The following is a 14781-nucleotide window of genomic DNA, read 5'->3' as shown; positions in this document are numbered from 1 at the left end:
AGACGCAACTGACACCAATGACGCGAACAGTGCTGGAATCGCTCTTGGCCGGAAACGCGCGACACGTCGAGAGCCTCGGCGTCGACCACTTCGAGGGCGTCCGCGAGGCGCAGTCGCCGGCGGTCGTCTCGGTCAGCTGTTCGGACTCCCGCGTCCCCGCCGACGCGGTCTGGAGCGCCGACAAAGCCGGCGAGCTGTTCACGTCGGTCAACGTCGGCAACCAGGTGTGGACCGAAGTCGACGGGCGGCTCGTCGTCAACGACGCCGTCGGCTACGCGCTCTCGGCGCTCAGGACGACCGACGTGGCCGTCCTCGGTCACACGGGCTGTGGCGCGGTGACGGCGGCCTACGAGACGGCCACCGGCGAGGGCGTCAAGAACGTGCCTCCGGCGGTCGAAGCCGCCGTCTCGCGGCTCGTCCCGCTCGCCGAGGAGGCCCGCGAACTCGGCGTGTTCGACGCGGACACGCCGGGCGGCGAGGCGGTCAACCGACTCGTCGAGTACGCGGTCGTCCGGCAGGTGGAGTACCTCACCGAGAGCGACGAGGTACCAGAGGCGACCGACTGCTGGGGGTTCGTCTACGACTTCCAGCGCGTCTACGGCGACGACGACGGCGCGGCCTACCTCGTCGCGGCCAACGGCGAGTCTGACCCCGAGGCGCTCGCCGACCTGGTTCCCGAGGGGTTCGAAGAGCGCGTACGGTCGATTCGATAAAAGAGGTTGGCGGGCGGTTCGGTTCGGGTTCGGTTCGGCTTCGGATTTAGTCGTCCCGAGCGTCGTCGATGACGGTCGAGAACTCGCGGGCCGTCTCGGTGATGGCCTCGAAGTCGCCGTTTTCGATTGCCTCGTCGTCCATGAGCGCGCCGCCCGCGCCGACGACGACCGCACCGGCCTCGATGTAGTCCGCGGCGTTGTCGAGACCGACGCCGCCGGTCGGCATCATCGGAATCTGCGGGAGCGGCCCCTTCATGCTCTTGAGGTGGCCGGGACCGAGCGAGGAGGCGGGGAACACCTTCACGAGGTCCGCGCCCGCGGAGTACGCGTCGGTCGCCTCGGTCGGCGTCATGATGCCCGGCGCGACGAGCGTCCCGTAGCGGTTGCAGGTCTCGACGACGCCCTCGTCGAAGTTCGGTCCGACGACGAACTCCGCGCCGGCCTGGATGGCCGCATTGGCGGTCGGCGCGTCGAGGACGGTCCCTGCGCCGACGATGGCCTCGTTGTCCGAGAAGGACGCCGATACCTCGCGGATGAGGTCCATCGCGTCGGGGTTGTCGGCCGTGATTTCGTAGGCGGTGACGCCGCCCTCGTGGAGCGCGTCGGCCACGTCGATGATGGTGTCCGCGTCCGCGCCGCGCATCACCGCGACGACGCCGCTGTCGGCGAGTCGTTGCATGTCCTCGTGTACGTCGAGTGCGACCATTGCTGTCTCGACGTTTACTACAGATAGTATTAAATTGGGGGCCTCGCGGCATCGCTTCGCTCGCCGCCCACGGCCACCGCCTTCGTCCGGGTCGCCGCGGGTGACAGTCGTGTTCGTTGTCACCACACGACACGCTCAAATCCGCTGGGCACTAACCCGAGGTAAGCGACGCCCGAGCGGTATGTGCCGCCCCGTCGCACCACCATGCCAACGCATCCCGATTTCGAAGCGCTGTACCGCGACGTCATCCCCTCTGTCGTCTCCGTCTACGTCGGCGGCCGCCGCCGACTCGGCGGAGCGGGGAGCGCCTTCGTCTACGACGACCGGCATCTCGTCACCAACGAGCACGTCTCGCGGCTCGCCGACGCCAGCGACGCCGGCCGGGTCGAACTCCGCTTCGCCGACGGGTCGTGGCGTGTCGGCGAGGTCGTCGGTGCCGACGCCTACACCGACCTCGCCGTCGTCGCCGTCGACGACCTGCCCGAAGACGCCGTGGCGCTCCCGCTTGCGACCGAGAACCCCACTCCGGGGCGGTCGGTCGCCGCGCTTGGCAACCCGCTGGGCCTCGACGGCTCTATCTCGGCGGGTATCGTCTCCGGGTCGAACCGGTCGCTTCCCACCTCGAACGGCTTTGCCATCCCGGACGTGGTCCAGACGGACGCACCCATCAACCCCGGGAACTCGGGCGGGCCGCTCGTGGGGTTCGCCGCCGAGGATCCCGACGGCGACGACGCCGAGTTCGCCTACGAGGTCGTCGGCGTCAACCGCGCCAAACAGGGCGACAACATCGGCTTCGCCGTCTCGCCGGTCATCGCCAGCCGCATCCTCCCGGCGCTCGTCGCCGACGGTCACTACCGCCACTCGTACCTCCGGGCGCGCACCCTCGACGTGACGCCGACCGTCGCCGAGGCGAACGACCTCGACGCGCCCCACGGCGTCCTCATCGTCGACGCCGTGGGTCCCGACGGCGACGAGGGCTTTCTGCACGGCTGTCGCGGGACGACCGACTACCGCGGCACGGAAGTCCCCGTCGGCGGCGACGTGCTCGTCGCCATCGAGGGCAATCCGGTCCGCACCCACGAGGAACTGATGCGCTACCTCATCACCGAGACCCGACCCGGGGAACCCGTCGCCGTCGGCATCGTCCGCGAGGGCGACCCGCTGACGCTCGTCGTCGAACTCGACGAGCGCCCCGTCGTCGACCGTGACGACCGAAGCGAGGGGGACGGCGGCAGTCGTATCCCCGTGGAGTAAGCGGACCGCGGCCGCACGAGAGAATAGAATTTTGACAGTTCGGGACGAACATGCGACTGTGCCACCGACACCGACGATGCTGACCGACGGCGGCTCGAACGTCGTCCCGCCGGACAAGTCGCTGTTCGCCGAAATCGCCCCGTTCCGGCTGGCCGTCGGCGTCGTCTTCTGCGCCTTCGCCGTCGCCGCGGTCGCCTTCGGCTGGCTCCCGCCGATGAGCGCCGACGTAATCGGCATCGCGCTCCTCTGTGTCGTCTTCCTCGCGGGCGGCTTCGTCCCGTTCAACGGGACCCTCGCGTTCTACGTCGCGCAGGCCGCGGCGTTCCTCGTCTGGGGCGTGCTCCGGCTTGCGGTCGACGGCTTCGACGTGATTCCGCTCCTCTTGGGCGCGGCCGGGGCCGTCGGTCTCGCGGTCTACGGCCGGCGGGCGTTCCGCGACGGACTCAGGGCGCTGGTCTGAATCGGGTCGGACCGGGCCGAGTCCGGGCCTCACTCCCTGACGGTCAACACGGGCACGTCCGCGACTCTGATGACTCGCTCCGTCGTGCTCCCGAGAATCGCGTGTTCGAGCCCGGTCCGGCCGTGCGTCGCCATCACCACGAGGTCGGCGTCGCTCTCGCCGACCGCGTCGAGAATCTCCCGGTACGGCACGCCAATTCGGACCGTCGTCTCGCAGGGGACGCCCGCGTCCGCGGCGAGCGACGCGACCTCTTCGACCGCCATCTCGGCGGCGTCGCGGAGGCTCGCGCGCACTCGCTCGACTGGTACGTCGGCGGCCGTCCACAGTCCGAGGTCGCCGACGTCGATGACCGAGAGGGCGTGAATCGATGCACCGTAGGCGCTCGCCAGGTCGATAGCACGACGGGCCGCCGCACGGGAGCGGGCGCTGCCGTCGGTGGGGACGAGAACGGTGTCGTACATGTCATTCTATTGGTGTTCAGTCGATATCGCTTTTCGCCTTCGCGTCGGGGCAATCGGGCGGTGCGGTCGCTCAGCGGGTCGGGAAACGGAGAATGGAGGTCAGCGGAGCCGGTCGTGTGGTCGGTGCGAACGCTCAGACGCGGGTGCGCGGCTTGGGGACGACCCGCCGGACGCCCGCGGCGGCCGCGACGAGCAGACCGCCGAAGAGGACGGACACGAAGAGTTCCGGCGCGACGGTCAGGCCTTCGATGCCGCCGAACGTTGCGAACAGCGCGTAGCCGGCGACCGCCGTGAGGGCGATGCCGATGACGACCGCGAGGCCGATGCCGGCCTTCATCAAGTCGAGGTTGCTCATGGTCGCTTGAGCCTACGCGAGACTATCGAATATAAACGGAGACTGCTTCCCAGCGCCCGGGAAACTGACCGGGCGTCTCCCACGCTATCGTGGGGGTTTTATGCCGATACGCGGGTCGTCGCGTGGCGGGTTTCGCGGCGACGATGCGGAAAATCAGGCGTCGAAACGGCGTCCGAGTCGTCGGCTACGCCGCCGACTCCGACCCCTCGCCGTAGAGTCCGTACAGCACGAACAGCAGGGCGAGAAAGAGGAACTCGATGACCGCCACGGCGATGAGCGGGAGCTCCACGTTGAAGAAGCCCGCCACCGTGCGCAGTTCGATGGCGATGGGGACGCTGAACGCGATGAGGATGAGCGCCCGTGCCTTCGTGAGCTTCACGCGACCACCCCCCAGAGGGTGTTGAACGCGCTCGTGACCGTCGTCATCACGAGGTCGAAGCCGGCTGAGACGGTCGCCGGGACGGGGAGACCGCCACCGAACAGTCCGCCGCCGTTCTGGATGATGCCGGCCAGCGGGAGCGTGTACGCGAGCACGACGAGCACCGCCGCGATACCGGTCCACATCGCGAGGTTGTCGAGGATGCGCGGACTCCCTTCGGGCCCCGAAAGCGGCTCGGGGAGGTAGGAGTCGACCGGCCGGTCGGACTCCTCGCCGAGCGAGGTCAGGAGGATGTTGAACAGGAACAGCACCACCGACAGGAACAGGAGCGTCCCGCCGAGGGCAATCTGCACCCGAAGCTCGAAGATGCTCCCGATGGGCGTCAGGAACTCGAAGTTCTGGTACTGCGGTTCGGCGGTGCGCCGCGGGATGCCGGCGAGGCCGGCGCGGTGCATCGCGTTCGACATGAACACCATGCCGACGAACCACATGATGACCTGCAGGAGGCCGATGGGGCGGCTGTAGAGCTTCGTGCCCGTGACCTGCGGGACGAGCCAGTACGACCCGGCCATCATCGTCAGCGCGACGGCCGTGCCGACGGTGAGGTGGAAGTGGCCCGGAACCCACAGCGTGTTGTGGATGAGGTAGTTGATGTTCATCCCGGCGTTGATCATGCCGGAGAAGCCGCCGGCGGCGAACATCGCACCCGCGAGCGCCATGCCGGTGAAGGCGGGGTCGCGCCACGGGAGCGCACCGAGCCAGCGGAGGTAGCCCTTACCGCCGCGCTGGCGCGCGCCGTGTTCCACGCTGGCGACGACGGTGAACGCCGTGAGCAGCGACGGGAGGAGCAGGAACATCGTGTTCGTCATGGCGATGAACTTGAAGCCCTCCGCGATACCCGGGTCGAGGTACTGGTGGTGAATCCCGACTGGGGTCGAAAGCAGGAGGAACAGGAGGAACACCACGCGTGCGAGCGGGTCGCTGAACAGCCGTCCGCCCGCGAGTTTGGGGAGCACAGTGTACCAAAGCAGGTACGCCGGCATCAGCCAGAAGTAGACGATGGGGTGGCCGAAGTACCAAAAGAGCGTCCGCGTCAGAAGCGGGTTGACGCTCTCGATGAGGCCGAGCGACCACGGGATGAGGAAGAACACCACCGAGACGGCGACGCCGAGGGTGGAGATGTACCACATAATCATGGTCGTGAGGACCATGAACGTCTGCAGCGGGATGCGCTCGTCGGGGTGGTCCTGCCGCCACGCGCGGTAGGAGAGGAACCAGTCCGCGCCGGAGAGCCACGTCCCGACGATGAACATCGCAAGCCCGATGTAGAATATCGGGTGAGCCTGCAGGGGCGCGTAGAACGTGAACAGCACGTCCGCGCTCATGCCGAGGTTGGGGACGAAGCCGCCGAGGATGGCGACCGTGGCGAGAACCGTGCCCGTCGTCATCAGGCCGACCCACGCCCACGAGAACAGCGCGCTCTCGGCGGGGCGGTCGAGACTCCTGGCGATTGCCCAGTGGAACACCCCACAGAGGAAGAAGATGGTGAAGACGATGGCGAGCAACACGCCGTGGCCCGTCAGCACCGTGTAGTAGTCCGCGGAGTCGATGACGCGGAGCACGTCCGTCCGGTGGAGCGCCTGAATGAGTCCGAAGAAGGCGCCGATACCGAGCGAGACGAACGCGATGAGGAAACTCGCCTTGACGATTGCCGCCTCGTCGGGGAACTTATCGACGAACTCGCTGCCGCCGGATGCGGTCGCCATCAGTTCTCAGCCTCCCCTTGCGCCTGCTGTTGTTCGTACCAACTGTCGAATTCTTCCTGTTCCATAACCACAATCTTCCCTTCCATCACGTGGTGCCCGGAGCCACAGTACTCGTTGCAGAGCATCCCGTACTCGCCGGGCTCTTCGAACTGGACGGTGAACTCCGCGACCTGCCCGGGGATGGCCATCGTGTTCGCGTTCGTCCCGACGACCTCGAAGCCGTGGATGACGTCGGCGGCGGTCACGTGGAACGTGACCGTGCTACCGGCGGGAACGCGGAGCGGTTCGGTCGTGCCGGGTTCGAAGACGAACTGGCGAGCGACGACGTACACGTCGTAGCTGTTCTCACCGTTCTGTTCGATACCCGGGTCGCCGAACTTCGGATGCTGGTCGAGCGTCGCCGGGTCGACCGTGCCGCCCTTGTCGTCTATCATGTCGATACCCGCGCCCGCGGCCCCGTAGGTAATCGTCCCGATGAACCCGACGATGAGGACGAGCGCCAGCGCCAACCAGAGTTTCTCGTAGGCGTGTATCTCCATCTATCCCACCACCGTGAGACCCCGTCCGAGGAACTCGACGAAGTACATGAACACCCACATGCCGATGAGAATCGCCATGTAGATGAGAACGAGCACGAGCGTCCCGACCGGGTCGAAGTCGTCGTGTTCGAGTTCGCGAACGATGCCGTCGTCGGCCGTCCCGACGATGGAGTCGACCGGGGGGTCTGCCTGCCCGGAATCACCTTGGGAATCCGCGTTTGCTGGCACGCCTCCGTCGGTGGAAGTGCGCGCGGCAGAGGACGCGGCTCCCTCTGCTGTCGAATCAACGGCCATACCCGGTCATGAGGAATAACGGGACTTTAACGCAACACCCCATTCCAACGCGGTGGGAATAGGCGAAATCAGAAACACCGTGGTCGCGAATGGACCGGTATGGAACTCACGCCTCGACGCGCCGGAACCGTCGCACTGCTCGCGCTCCTGCCAGCGGTCATCTTCGGCGTGACGAAAAACCCCCTCGCGGGCGTCGTCACGGCCGTCAACGTGCTTCTCATCTCCGCGGTCATCTACTTCCTCATGAGCCCGACCGAGGGCGGACACGGCCACGACGGCGACGCCGACCCCGAGAACGACGCCGAACACGCCGCGTGAGATGGACGGCGGCATCTCGCTCGGACTGCCGGCCGCGACGCCCGAGGCCGTCGCGTTCCTCCTCGTCGGCCTCTTCGGCGGGGCGCACTGCCTCGGGATGTGCGGCCCGCTCGTCAGCGTCTACGCCGACCGCCTCGCCGACCGCGAGGGCGTCGATAGCCGGTCGCTCACGCTCCGACAGGTCCGCCAACACGCGCTGTTCAACGTCGGGCGGGCGCTGAGTTACGCGGCCATCGGCGCGGGCTTCGCCCTCGTCGGCGGCCTGTTTTTCGACGCGTTCGACTCGGTAGCCGCCGTCGGGAGCGGCGTCCGCGCGACGACCGGTCTGCTCGTCGGGGCCGCCATCATTCTCACGGGTGTCGGCTACCTCGTCGGCCAGTCCGCCGCCATCGACCGGTTCACCCCGACCGCGGTCACGCGCCTGTTCGGCCGCGTCAGCGGGTGGGCGACCGCCCGCGTCGATAGGCTCGTCGGCGGGCCGCGAATCCTCGGCCTCGGAGCGATTCACGGCCTGCTCCCGTGTCCCATCATCTACCCGGCGTACCTCTACGCCTTCTCGACGGGCGAACCGCTCCGGGCCGCCGCCCTGCTCGGCCTGCTCGGCCTCGGGACGATACCGACGCTGTTCCTCTACGGGACGCTTCTGGGCCGCGTCTCGGCGCGCCGGCGGGCGACGCTCCACCGGGCGCTCGGGGCGGCGTTCCTCGTCCTCGGCTACATCCCGCTGTCCCACGGGCTGATGCTTCTGGGCGTGTCTGTCCCGCACCTTCACGTGCCCTTCTACCAACCGTTGTGACGATGTCTACGACGCGGTCCCGCGGGTCTGCCGGCGGCGGAAGCGACGGCGGTGACGCCGAGGGCTGTGACCTCTGTGGCCTGCCGACGCCGACGCCGCCCGTCACCGGCGACGAGGTGGACGGCGAGTTCTGCTGTCGCGGCTGTCTCGAAATCACCCGCGCGCTCGGCGACGCCGCGAGCGCCGACCCCGAGACGGTCGAGCGCGAACTCGCGGGCGAGGCCGACGAGGTGCCCGACGACGCCGAGCGGACCTACATGGCCGTCGACGGGATGCACTGCGCCACCTGCGAGGCGTTCGTCTCGGGGACCGCGCGGACCTGCGAGGGCGTCTACGCCGCCGAGGCGAGTTACGCCAACGACATGGTCCGCGTCACTTACGACCCGGAGGCCGCCGACTTGGACGGACTGTCGGGGACGCTGGCCCGCTACGGCTACGGCACGCGCGACCCCGAGGAACGCGAGGCTGCCGAGCGGTCCGACAATCAGGTCGCCCGGTTCGTCATCGGCGGCGGCGTCTTCGGCATGATGGTGATGCTGTGGTACGTCCTGTTTCTGTACCCGACCTACGTCGGCTTCCAGTCGGTCGTCGAACTCGGCGTGTTCGACGGCATCTACATCCTCGGCAACATCTGGGTGATGACCTCCATCGTCCTGTTTTACACCGGCTTTCCCATCCTCCGCGGGGCGCTCGTCAGCCTCCGCGCCGGCCAGCCGAACATGGACCTGCTCGTCTCGCTGGCGGCGACCAGCGCCTACGTCTACTCGACGGCGGCCGTCCTCGTCGGCGAGACCCACGTCTACTTCGACGTGACCGTCGCCATCATCCTCGTCGTCACGCTCGGCAACTACTACGAGGACCGCATCAAGCGGAAGGCCGCCGGGATGCTCTCGGACCTCGCGGCCTCCCGCGTCTCGGAAGCCCGTCGGAGAGTCGCCGACGACGCTGGCGGCTCCGGCGACACCGCAGTCGAGATGGTCGCGCTCGACGCGCTCGAACCGGGCGACCTCGTCGAGGTTCGGCCGGGCGAACGCGTCCCGGTCGACGGCACCGTCCGCGAGGGGGCCGCCGCGGTCGACGAGGCGCTCGTGACCGGCGAGTCGATGCCGCGGACGAAGCGCCCCGGCGACGACGTGCTCGGCGGGACCGTCGTCACCGACCGCCCGCTCGTCGTCGCGGTCGGCGAGGACGCGACGAGCACGCTCGACCGACTGGTCGAACTGCTCTGGGACATCCAGAGCGCCCGCTCGGGGGTCCAGCGCCTCGCCGACAAACTGGCGACCATCTTCGTCCCGACGGTGCTCGTCCTCGCCGCCGTCGCCTTCGGCTGGACGCTCGTCCGCGGCGGCACGCCGACCGACGCGCTCCTCATCGGCCTCACCGTCCTCATCGTCTCGTGCCCCTGTGCGCTCGGCCTCGCCACGCCGCTGGCGGTCGCCTCCGGTATCAAGGAGGCCGCGAGCCGTGGCATCGTCGTCGCCTCCGAGGCCGTCTTCGAGGCCGTCCCCGACGTGGACGTGGTCGTCTTCGACAAGACCGGGACGCTCACCGACGGCGACATGGCGGTCCTCCGGGTCGTCGGCGACAGCGGAACCGCCGCCCTCGCCGCGGCCGCCGCGCTCGAACGCTTCTCCGCGCACCCGCTCGCGACCGCCGTCGTGGAGGCGGCCGAAGACCGAATCGAGGCGGCGGACGCGAACGCGTCGATTCCCGACGTTTCGGCCGACGACGTGACCGTCCACGACCGCGGCGTCTCCGGCCGAGTCGACGGCGAGCACGTCGTCGTCGGCCATCCCTCGCTCCTCCGCGACGAGGGCGTGACGCTCGCGCCGGCCCACGAGGACGCCGTCGAGGCCGCCCGCGACGAGGGCGCGGTGCCGGTCGTCGTCGGGTGGGCCGGGCGCTCTCGGGCGGTGCTCGTCGTCGGCGACGAACCGCGGGCCGCGTGGGACGACGTGGTCGCCGCCGTCGCCGACGACGGTCGCCGCGAGGTCGTGGTCCTCACGGGCGACTCCGAGCGCGCCGCGCGGCGCTTCCGCGACCACCCGGACGTGATAGACGTGTTCGCGGGCGTCCCGCCGGAGGCGAAAGCCGAGACGGTCGAGCGCCTCCGCGCCCGGGGCACCGTGGCGATGGTCGGCGACGGGAGCAACGACGCGCCCGCGCTCGCCGCCGCCGACATCGGTATCGCGCTCGGCACGGGGACGGACATCGCGGGCGACGCCGCCGACGCGGTGCTGGTCGGCCGCGACATCGACGCGATTCCCGAGGTGTTCTCGCTTTCGACCGGGGTGAACCGTCGCATCCGCGGCAACCTCACATGGGCGTTCGGCTACAACGCGGTCGCCATCCCGCTGGCCGCCCTCGGCGTGCTCAACCCGCTTTTCGCCGCCGTCGCCATGGGTACGTCGAGCCTGCTCGTCGTCGCCAACTCGGCGCGGTCGCTCGACTGAGTCGCCTTCCCGAGACGGTCGCCGAAAGCGGACCAATCAAGTCGCTCCGCCCCGTCGGGAACGATAATGACAGACGACCCCTTCTCGCTCGCCGTTCCGGAGGGGTGGACCGTCGAGACCGACGTGGACACCGACGAAGCGAGCGCTAAGACCGTCTACGAGTCGCCCGACTCGGACCGACGCGTCACTATCACCGAGTTCGCGCGCGGGCTGACGCTCTACTGGTGGGTCGATATCTTCGCCTTCGCCGACGGCGAGTGGCACCGCCGCGAGGTGGGCCTCGGCGACTCCTACCGCGACGTGGGCGCGGTGAGCGACGCCGCGCAGGACGCTCTCGACCGACTCGCGTCGTCCAGCGAGCGAATCGAGTCGGTAGCCGACGACTGATTTATCACGGTCGCTACACGACCGGAATACATGTACCTCGTCGCCTACGACGGCTCTCGACTGGCGAAAGCCGCGCTCGACAGAGCCGCGCAGTTCGCGTCGGCCACCGACCGCGACGTGCTCACGGTCGCGGTCGTCCCCGACGATTCCGCGTACGCCGTCGAGGCGGGATGGGTCCCGTCGCGGGAGGATTTCGACCGGGAGACGGTCGTCGGAGAACTCCACGAGACCGCGGTCGACATCGCGCCGCCGGCGTCGTTTCAGGCGGTCTCGGTCGGTCAGAACCCCGCGCCGGGAAACATCGTTTCGAAGCTCAGGACGGTCGCGTCTGAGACGGACGCGACCGTCATCTTCGTCGGGAGCGAGAACGCGGGTCGCGTCGTCGTCCCGCTCGTCAGCGTCGGCGGGAACGTCGCGAGCGACGACGCCCACGACGTACATATCGTCCGCCACGCGCCCCCGGAGATTCACCGGCGGTTCCCGAAGTCCCATTTCTATCTCCCCTGAGGTCGCTCGGGGTCGGTGGCCGCCGTCGTCGAACCACCGTTTCATGTGTCGCGGCCGCGAACGTCAAGTATGCGAGATATCAGGTACGTCTACACCGTCGGAACCGACCCGGAGACGGTCGCCGAACGGCTGTCGAACGCCTCGTCGGGCGTGCTGTCGTTGGCCGACGGCGGACGCTCCTACGCGATTCCCGCCCACGTCAGCTACGACGCCGAGGAGGGCCGGCTCCTGTTCCGCCTCACCGACGACGGGCGAAGCGAGAAGTTCGCGTTCATCGAGGAGACCGAGGAGGCGACGTTCGTCTGCTACGAGGACGCGGGCAAGGACTCGTGGAGCATCATGGCCCGCGGGCCGATCCGCGTCCTCCCGGACGACGAGCGCCCCAACGCGACGACCATCAACGAACTGTTCGGCGGCGTCCGCGTGTTCGACGAGGAGGTCGACGACCTCGAATTCCACCTCGTCGAACTCGAACTCGACGAGTTGACGGGGCGCGAAACCGCCAGATGAGTCGCCTCGCGGGCGTCGTCCTCGCAGGGAGTCAGTAGAGCCCGACGACCGGCTCGTCGGCGGCGAGCGACGTCGCCACCACGCGGTCGACGCGGGGATGTTCGCTGAGCCACCGCGCGATTTCCTCGGCCGTCTCCGCCAGTCGCTCGTCGTCCACCATGTTGAGCACCGGGACGACCCGCGCCGTCTCGGGCACGCCTTTCATCCCGCCGCAGTCGTTCGACAGCACGGCGGCCACGTCCCACTCGGATATCGCGTCGCCGACCGCCGTCCCCGACACGTCGGAGACGAGTTCCGGCCGGTGGACGCGCTCGTCGGAGAGCGGTTCGCCGACGACCCGGACGCTGGCGACCGGGCAGACGAGGTCGGCCGTGTCGGGGAGTTGCGGTTCGTCCTCGCCGGGCGCTTTCAGCCAGCGCGACCGAGCCCCGTCGGCCTTGACGAGCACCACGTCGTCGGTGGCGCGCGCGATTCGGTCGACCGTCGCCGGGTCGTAGCCGCGGTAGCGGTCGGACCGCTCGCGCTCCGGCACGACGCCGAGCGGGCGGGTCGGCGTCTCCGCGACCGTGGTCTCGGGGTCGTCCGTGACGACGACCTCGGCCACCTCGTCGTCGAAGATGGGGATGCGGACGGTGCTCGTGACCACGCCGTCGAGGTCGCGGGCGAGTCGGTAGAGAAGCGACTTCTTGCCGCCCGCTCCGACGGCGCAGACGAGGTCGTCCGGGCCGATGCCGAGGGCGTCGGCGAGCGTCGGCAGCGACGCCGGTTGCTCAGTCATCGGCCGCCACCCCCGACTCGACCGTCACGCGGACGGCGCTGTGTTTGTACTCCGGTATCTTCGCGGTCGGGTCCAGCGCGTCGCCGGTCAACCGGTTCACGAGCGGCTCCGCGTAGTGGAACGTGGCGAAGGCGGTCCCCCGACGGACGGCGGGCGTCACCTCGGCCGCGACCGTGATTTCGCCGCGGTCGTTTTCGACGCGAACGGTCGCGCCGTCTTCGATGCCGCGGGCGGCGGCGTCCTCCGGGTGAATCTGCAGGCTGTCCTCGCCGCGCATCCGCATCAGCACGCCCGACCGGCGGGTGAGCGCGCCGCTGTTGAAGTGCTGGAGGACGCGCCCCGTCACGAGGACGAGTTCGCCGTCGGCGACGTGGTCCGCCGGGTCGACGTGTTCGACAACCCGGAACGGAGCGGTCTTCGACCCCGATGCGAACGCGTCGGCGTGGAGGATAGCCGTCCCCTCGGTCGCGCCCTCCGGGAACGGCCAGCGCTGGCTTCCCGTGCCGATGCCGTCGTACGACATGCCGGCGTAGATAGGCGTCACTCGCCGGAGTTCGTCGAAGACGCCCTCGGGTGTCGCGGGCGCGTCGAGGCCGGCCACGCGGGCGGCGAACTCCCGGAGGATGTCGAGGTCGGCGCGGGCGTCGCCGGGCGGCGCGACGTTCCGGTTCATGCGGATGACCTGTCGGTCGGTGTTCGTCACCGTCCCCGACTTCTCGGCCCAGACGCTCCCGGGAAGCACCACGTCCGCGAATTCGGCCGTCTCGGTCGGGAACACGTCGTGGACGACACAGAAGTCGAGCGCCTCGAACGCCTCGCGGACGCGGTTCGCGTTCGGCTCCGTCACGGCGGGGTTCTCGCCGAAGACGTAGGCCGCCCGCACCTCGTCGCCGAAGCGGTGGGTCGCTTCGACCTCCGTGAGTCCCGGGAGAGCGGGCGGTTCGAACCCCCACACGTCGGCGACGGCGGCGCGGGCCTCGTCGTCGGTAACGGGTCGATATCCCGGCAGGACGTTCGGGAGCGCACCCACGTCGCCCGCGCCCTGCACGTTGTTCTGCCCGCGGAGGGGGTTGACCCCGGTCCCCGCCTTCCCGACGTTGCCGGTCAGGAGCGGGAGGTTGATGAGCGCCTGCACGTTGTCGGTGCCGTAGTGGTGCTGGCTCATTCCCATCCCGGTGAAGATGGCCGCGCGGCCGGCCTCGCCGTAGGCTCGCGCGGCGGCGCGGAGGTCGGCGGGGTCGACGCCGGCGCGCTCGGCTTCCGCGTCGATATCGAGCCCTGAGAGATGCTCGCGGAGCGCCTCGAACCCCGTGGTCCGCTCGGCGACGAACGCCTCGTCGACCAGCCCCTCCTCGACGACGACGGCGGCCATCGCGTTGAGAAGCGGGATGTCGAAGCCCGGTTCGACCGGGAGATGGATGTCCGCCGCCTTCGTCGTCTGGTTCTCGCGGGGGTCGACGTGAATCATCGTCGTCCCCGACTTGAGCGCCGGAAGCAGGTACGACCGGAAGATGACCGGATGCTGTTCGGCGGGGTTCGCGCCGGTCACGAGGAACACGTCGGCCTCGCCGAGGTCCGAAAGCGAGTTCGTCATCGCCCCCGCGCCGAAGCGGTCGCCCATCGCCGCCACCGTCGAGGCGTGACAGAGCCGCGCGCAGTTGTCGACGTTGTTCGTCCCGAGCGCCCGCGCCGTCTTCTGGAGCAGGTAGTTCTCCTCGTTCGTGCAGTTCGACGACGAGAAGAAGAACGCCGAGTCCGGCCCGTGGTCGGCGACGATTCGGGAGAACTCGCGTTCGATGCGGTCGAACGCCTCGTCCCACGTCGCCTCGACGAGCCGACCGTTCACTCGCACCAGCGGGGTGGTCAGGCGCTCGTCGTGTTCGACCACGTCCCACGCCGCGGCCCCCTTGGGACAGAGTTCACCCCGCGTGTTGACCGGGCCGTTCCACCCGACGGCGCTCCCGCGGCCGGCGTCGTAGCGGATGCCGCAGCCGACGCCGCAGTACGGACAGACGCTCTCGCTCGATGCCGCTACCCGCTCAGGCACGCTGACACACCACACACATAGTCGAACGTGTGACCCGAACGATATTCATCGTACCGCC

Annotated in this window: 18 protein-coding genes; 9 read left to right on the top strand and 9 right to left on the bottom strand. The window is 69.1% G+C overall.

The features are described 5' to 3' along the window. Positions 1–17 precede the first annotated feature (17 nt). On the top strand, positions 18–713 hold the full coding sequence (locus AUR65_RS00965; protein WP_058565942.1) for a carbonic anhydrase: 696 nt from the start codon (positions 18–20) through the stop codon (positions 711–713). A 46-nt stretch (positions 714–759) separates the two neighbouring features. On the opposite strand, the gene AUR65_RS00960 is transcribed toward AUR65_RS00965, so the two are convergent. Beyond that, complete coding sequence (locus tag AUR65_RS00960; protein WP_058565941.1) at positions 760–1419, bottom strand: bifunctional 4-hydroxy-2-oxoglutarate aldolase/2-dehydro-3-deoxy-phosphogluconate aldolase; 660 nt, start codon at positions 1417–1419, stop codon at positions 760–762. Between the two features lie 204 nt (positions 1420–1623). On the opposite strand from AUR65_RS00960, the gene AUR65_RS00955 reads away from it, so the two are divergent. Both AUR65_RS00955 and AUR65_RS00950 read left to right on the top strand, forming a co-directional pair. Further along, positions 1624–2673, top strand: coding sequence for a S1C family serine protease (locus AUR65_RS00955; RefSeq protein WP_058565940.1), 1050 nt, complete (start codon positions 1624–1626; stop codon positions 2671–2673). Positions 2674–2731: 58 nt separating this feature from the next. After that, a complete protein-coding gene (locus tag AUR65_RS00950; protein ID WP_058565939.1) occupies positions 2732–3133 on the top strand; it encodes a hypothetical protein in 402 nt (133 codons plus the stop codon). 29 nt (positions 3134–3162) lie between these two features. On the opposite strand, the gene AUR65_RS00945 is transcribed toward AUR65_RS00950, so the two are convergent. From AUR65_RS00945 to AUR65_RS00920, 6 genes are all read right to left on the bottom strand, one after another. After that, the gene (locus AUR65_RS00945) at positions 3163–3594 is read right to left on the bottom strand and encodes a universal stress protein (protein WP_058565938.1); all 432 of its coding nucleotides are present in this window, start codon (positions 3592–3594) and stop codon (positions 3163–3165) included. 133 nt (positions 3595–3727) lie between these two features. Continuing rightward, positions 3728–3949: a hypothetical protein gene (locus AUR65_RS00940; protein WP_058565937.1), complete on the bottom strand. Its 222-nt coding sequence runs from the start codon at positions 3947–3949 to the stop codon at positions 3728–3730. Between the two features lie 184 nt (positions 3950–4133). Next, positions 4134–4328: a hypothetical protein gene (locus AUR65_RS00935; protein WP_007274787.1), complete on the bottom strand. Its 195-nt coding sequence runs from the start codon at positions 4326–4328 to the stop codon at positions 4134–4136. Beyond that, the gene (locus tag AUR65_RS00930; protein WP_058565936.1) at positions 4325–6094 is read right to left on the bottom strand and encodes a b(o/a)3-type cytochrome-c oxidase subunit 1; all 1770 of its coding nucleotides are present in this window, start codon (positions 6092–6094) and stop codon (positions 4325–4327) included. The genes AUR65_RS00935 and AUR65_RS00930 overlap by 4 nt, the downstream gene beginning before the upstream one ends. Further along, positions 6094–6633 carry a cytochrome c oxidase subunit II gene (locus AUR65_RS00925; RefSeq protein ID WP_058565935.1) on the bottom strand — a complete coding sequence of 180 codons (540 nt, stop codon included), beginning with the start codon at positions 6631–6633 and terminating at the stop codon, positions 6094–6096. Before AUR65_RS00925 ends, AUR65_RS00930 begins: the two co-directional genes overlap by 1 nt. Beyond that, positions 6634–6861, bottom strand: coding sequence for a hypothetical protein (locus tag AUR65_RS00920; RefSeq protein WP_058565934.1), 228 nt, complete (start codon positions 6859–6861; stop codon positions 6634–6636). It lies immediately after the preceding gene. A gap of 165 nt (positions 6862–7026) precedes the next feature. Between AUR65_RS00920 and AUR65_RS00915 the strand changes: the two genes are divergently transcribed. From AUR65_RS00915 to AUR65_RS00890, 6 genes are all read left to right on the top strand, one after another. Then, positions 7027–7245, top strand: a complete 219-nt coding sequence (locus AUR65_RS00915) for a hypothetical protein (RefSeq protein ID WP_058565933.1) — start codon at positions 7027–7029, stop codon at positions 7243–7245. Position 7246: 1 nt separating this feature from the next. Continuing rightward, the gene (locus tag AUR65_RS00910; protein WP_058565932.1) at positions 7247–8041 is read left to right on the top strand and encodes a sulfite exporter TauE/SafE family protein; all 795 of its coding nucleotides are present in this window, start codon (positions 7247–7249) and stop codon (positions 8039–8041) included. Next, complete coding sequence (locus tag AUR65_RS00905) at positions 8038–10494, top strand: heavy metal translocating P-type ATPase (RefSeq protein ID WP_199180543.1); 2457 nt, start codon at positions 8038–8040, stop codon at positions 10492–10494. The genes AUR65_RS00910 and AUR65_RS00905 overlap by 4 nt, the downstream gene beginning before the upstream one ends. A 66-nt stretch (positions 10495–10560) precedes the next feature. Continuing rightward, positions 10561–10881, top strand: coding sequence for a hypothetical protein (locus tag AUR65_RS00900; protein WP_058565930.1), 321 nt, complete (start codon positions 10561–10563; stop codon positions 10879–10881). Positions 10882–10911: 30 nt separating this feature from the next. Continuing rightward, the gene (locus AUR65_RS00895) at positions 10912–11388 is read left to right on the top strand and encodes a universal stress protein (protein ID WP_058565929.1); all 477 of its coding nucleotides are present in this window, start codon (positions 10912–10914) and stop codon (positions 11386–11388) included. 69 nt (positions 11389–11457) lie between these two features. After that, positions 11458–11898 carry a pyridoxamine 5'-phosphate oxidase family protein gene (locus AUR65_RS00890; protein WP_058565928.1) on the top strand — a complete coding sequence of 147 codons (441 nt, stop codon included), beginning with the start codon at positions 11458–11460 and terminating at the stop codon, positions 11896–11898. Between the two features lie 31 nt (positions 11899–11929). On the opposite strand, the gene yqeC is transcribed toward AUR65_RS00890, so the two are convergent. Further along, positions 11930–12676 (bottom strand): selenium cofactor biosynthesis protein YqeC, encoded by a 747-nt coding sequence (yqeC, locus tag AUR65_RS00885; protein WP_058565927.1) that lies wholly within the window; start codon positions 12674–12676, stop codon positions 11930–11932. Then, entirely contained in the window at positions 12669–14723 is a 2055-nt protein-coding gene (fdhF, locus tag AUR65_RS00880) for a formate dehydrogenase subunit alpha (protein WP_058565926.1), read from the bottom strand. The genes yqeC and fdhF overlap by 8 nt, the downstream gene beginning before the upstream one ends. Positions 14724–14781: the final 58 nt, after the last annotated feature.

The sequence above is a fragment of the Haloferax marisrubri genome (assembly GCF_001469875.2).
GTDB lineage: Archaea > Halobacteriota > Halobacteria > Halobacteriales > Haloferacaceae > Haloferax > Haloferax marisrubri.
This window is presented reverse-complemented; position numbering and strand designations above follow the sequence as displayed.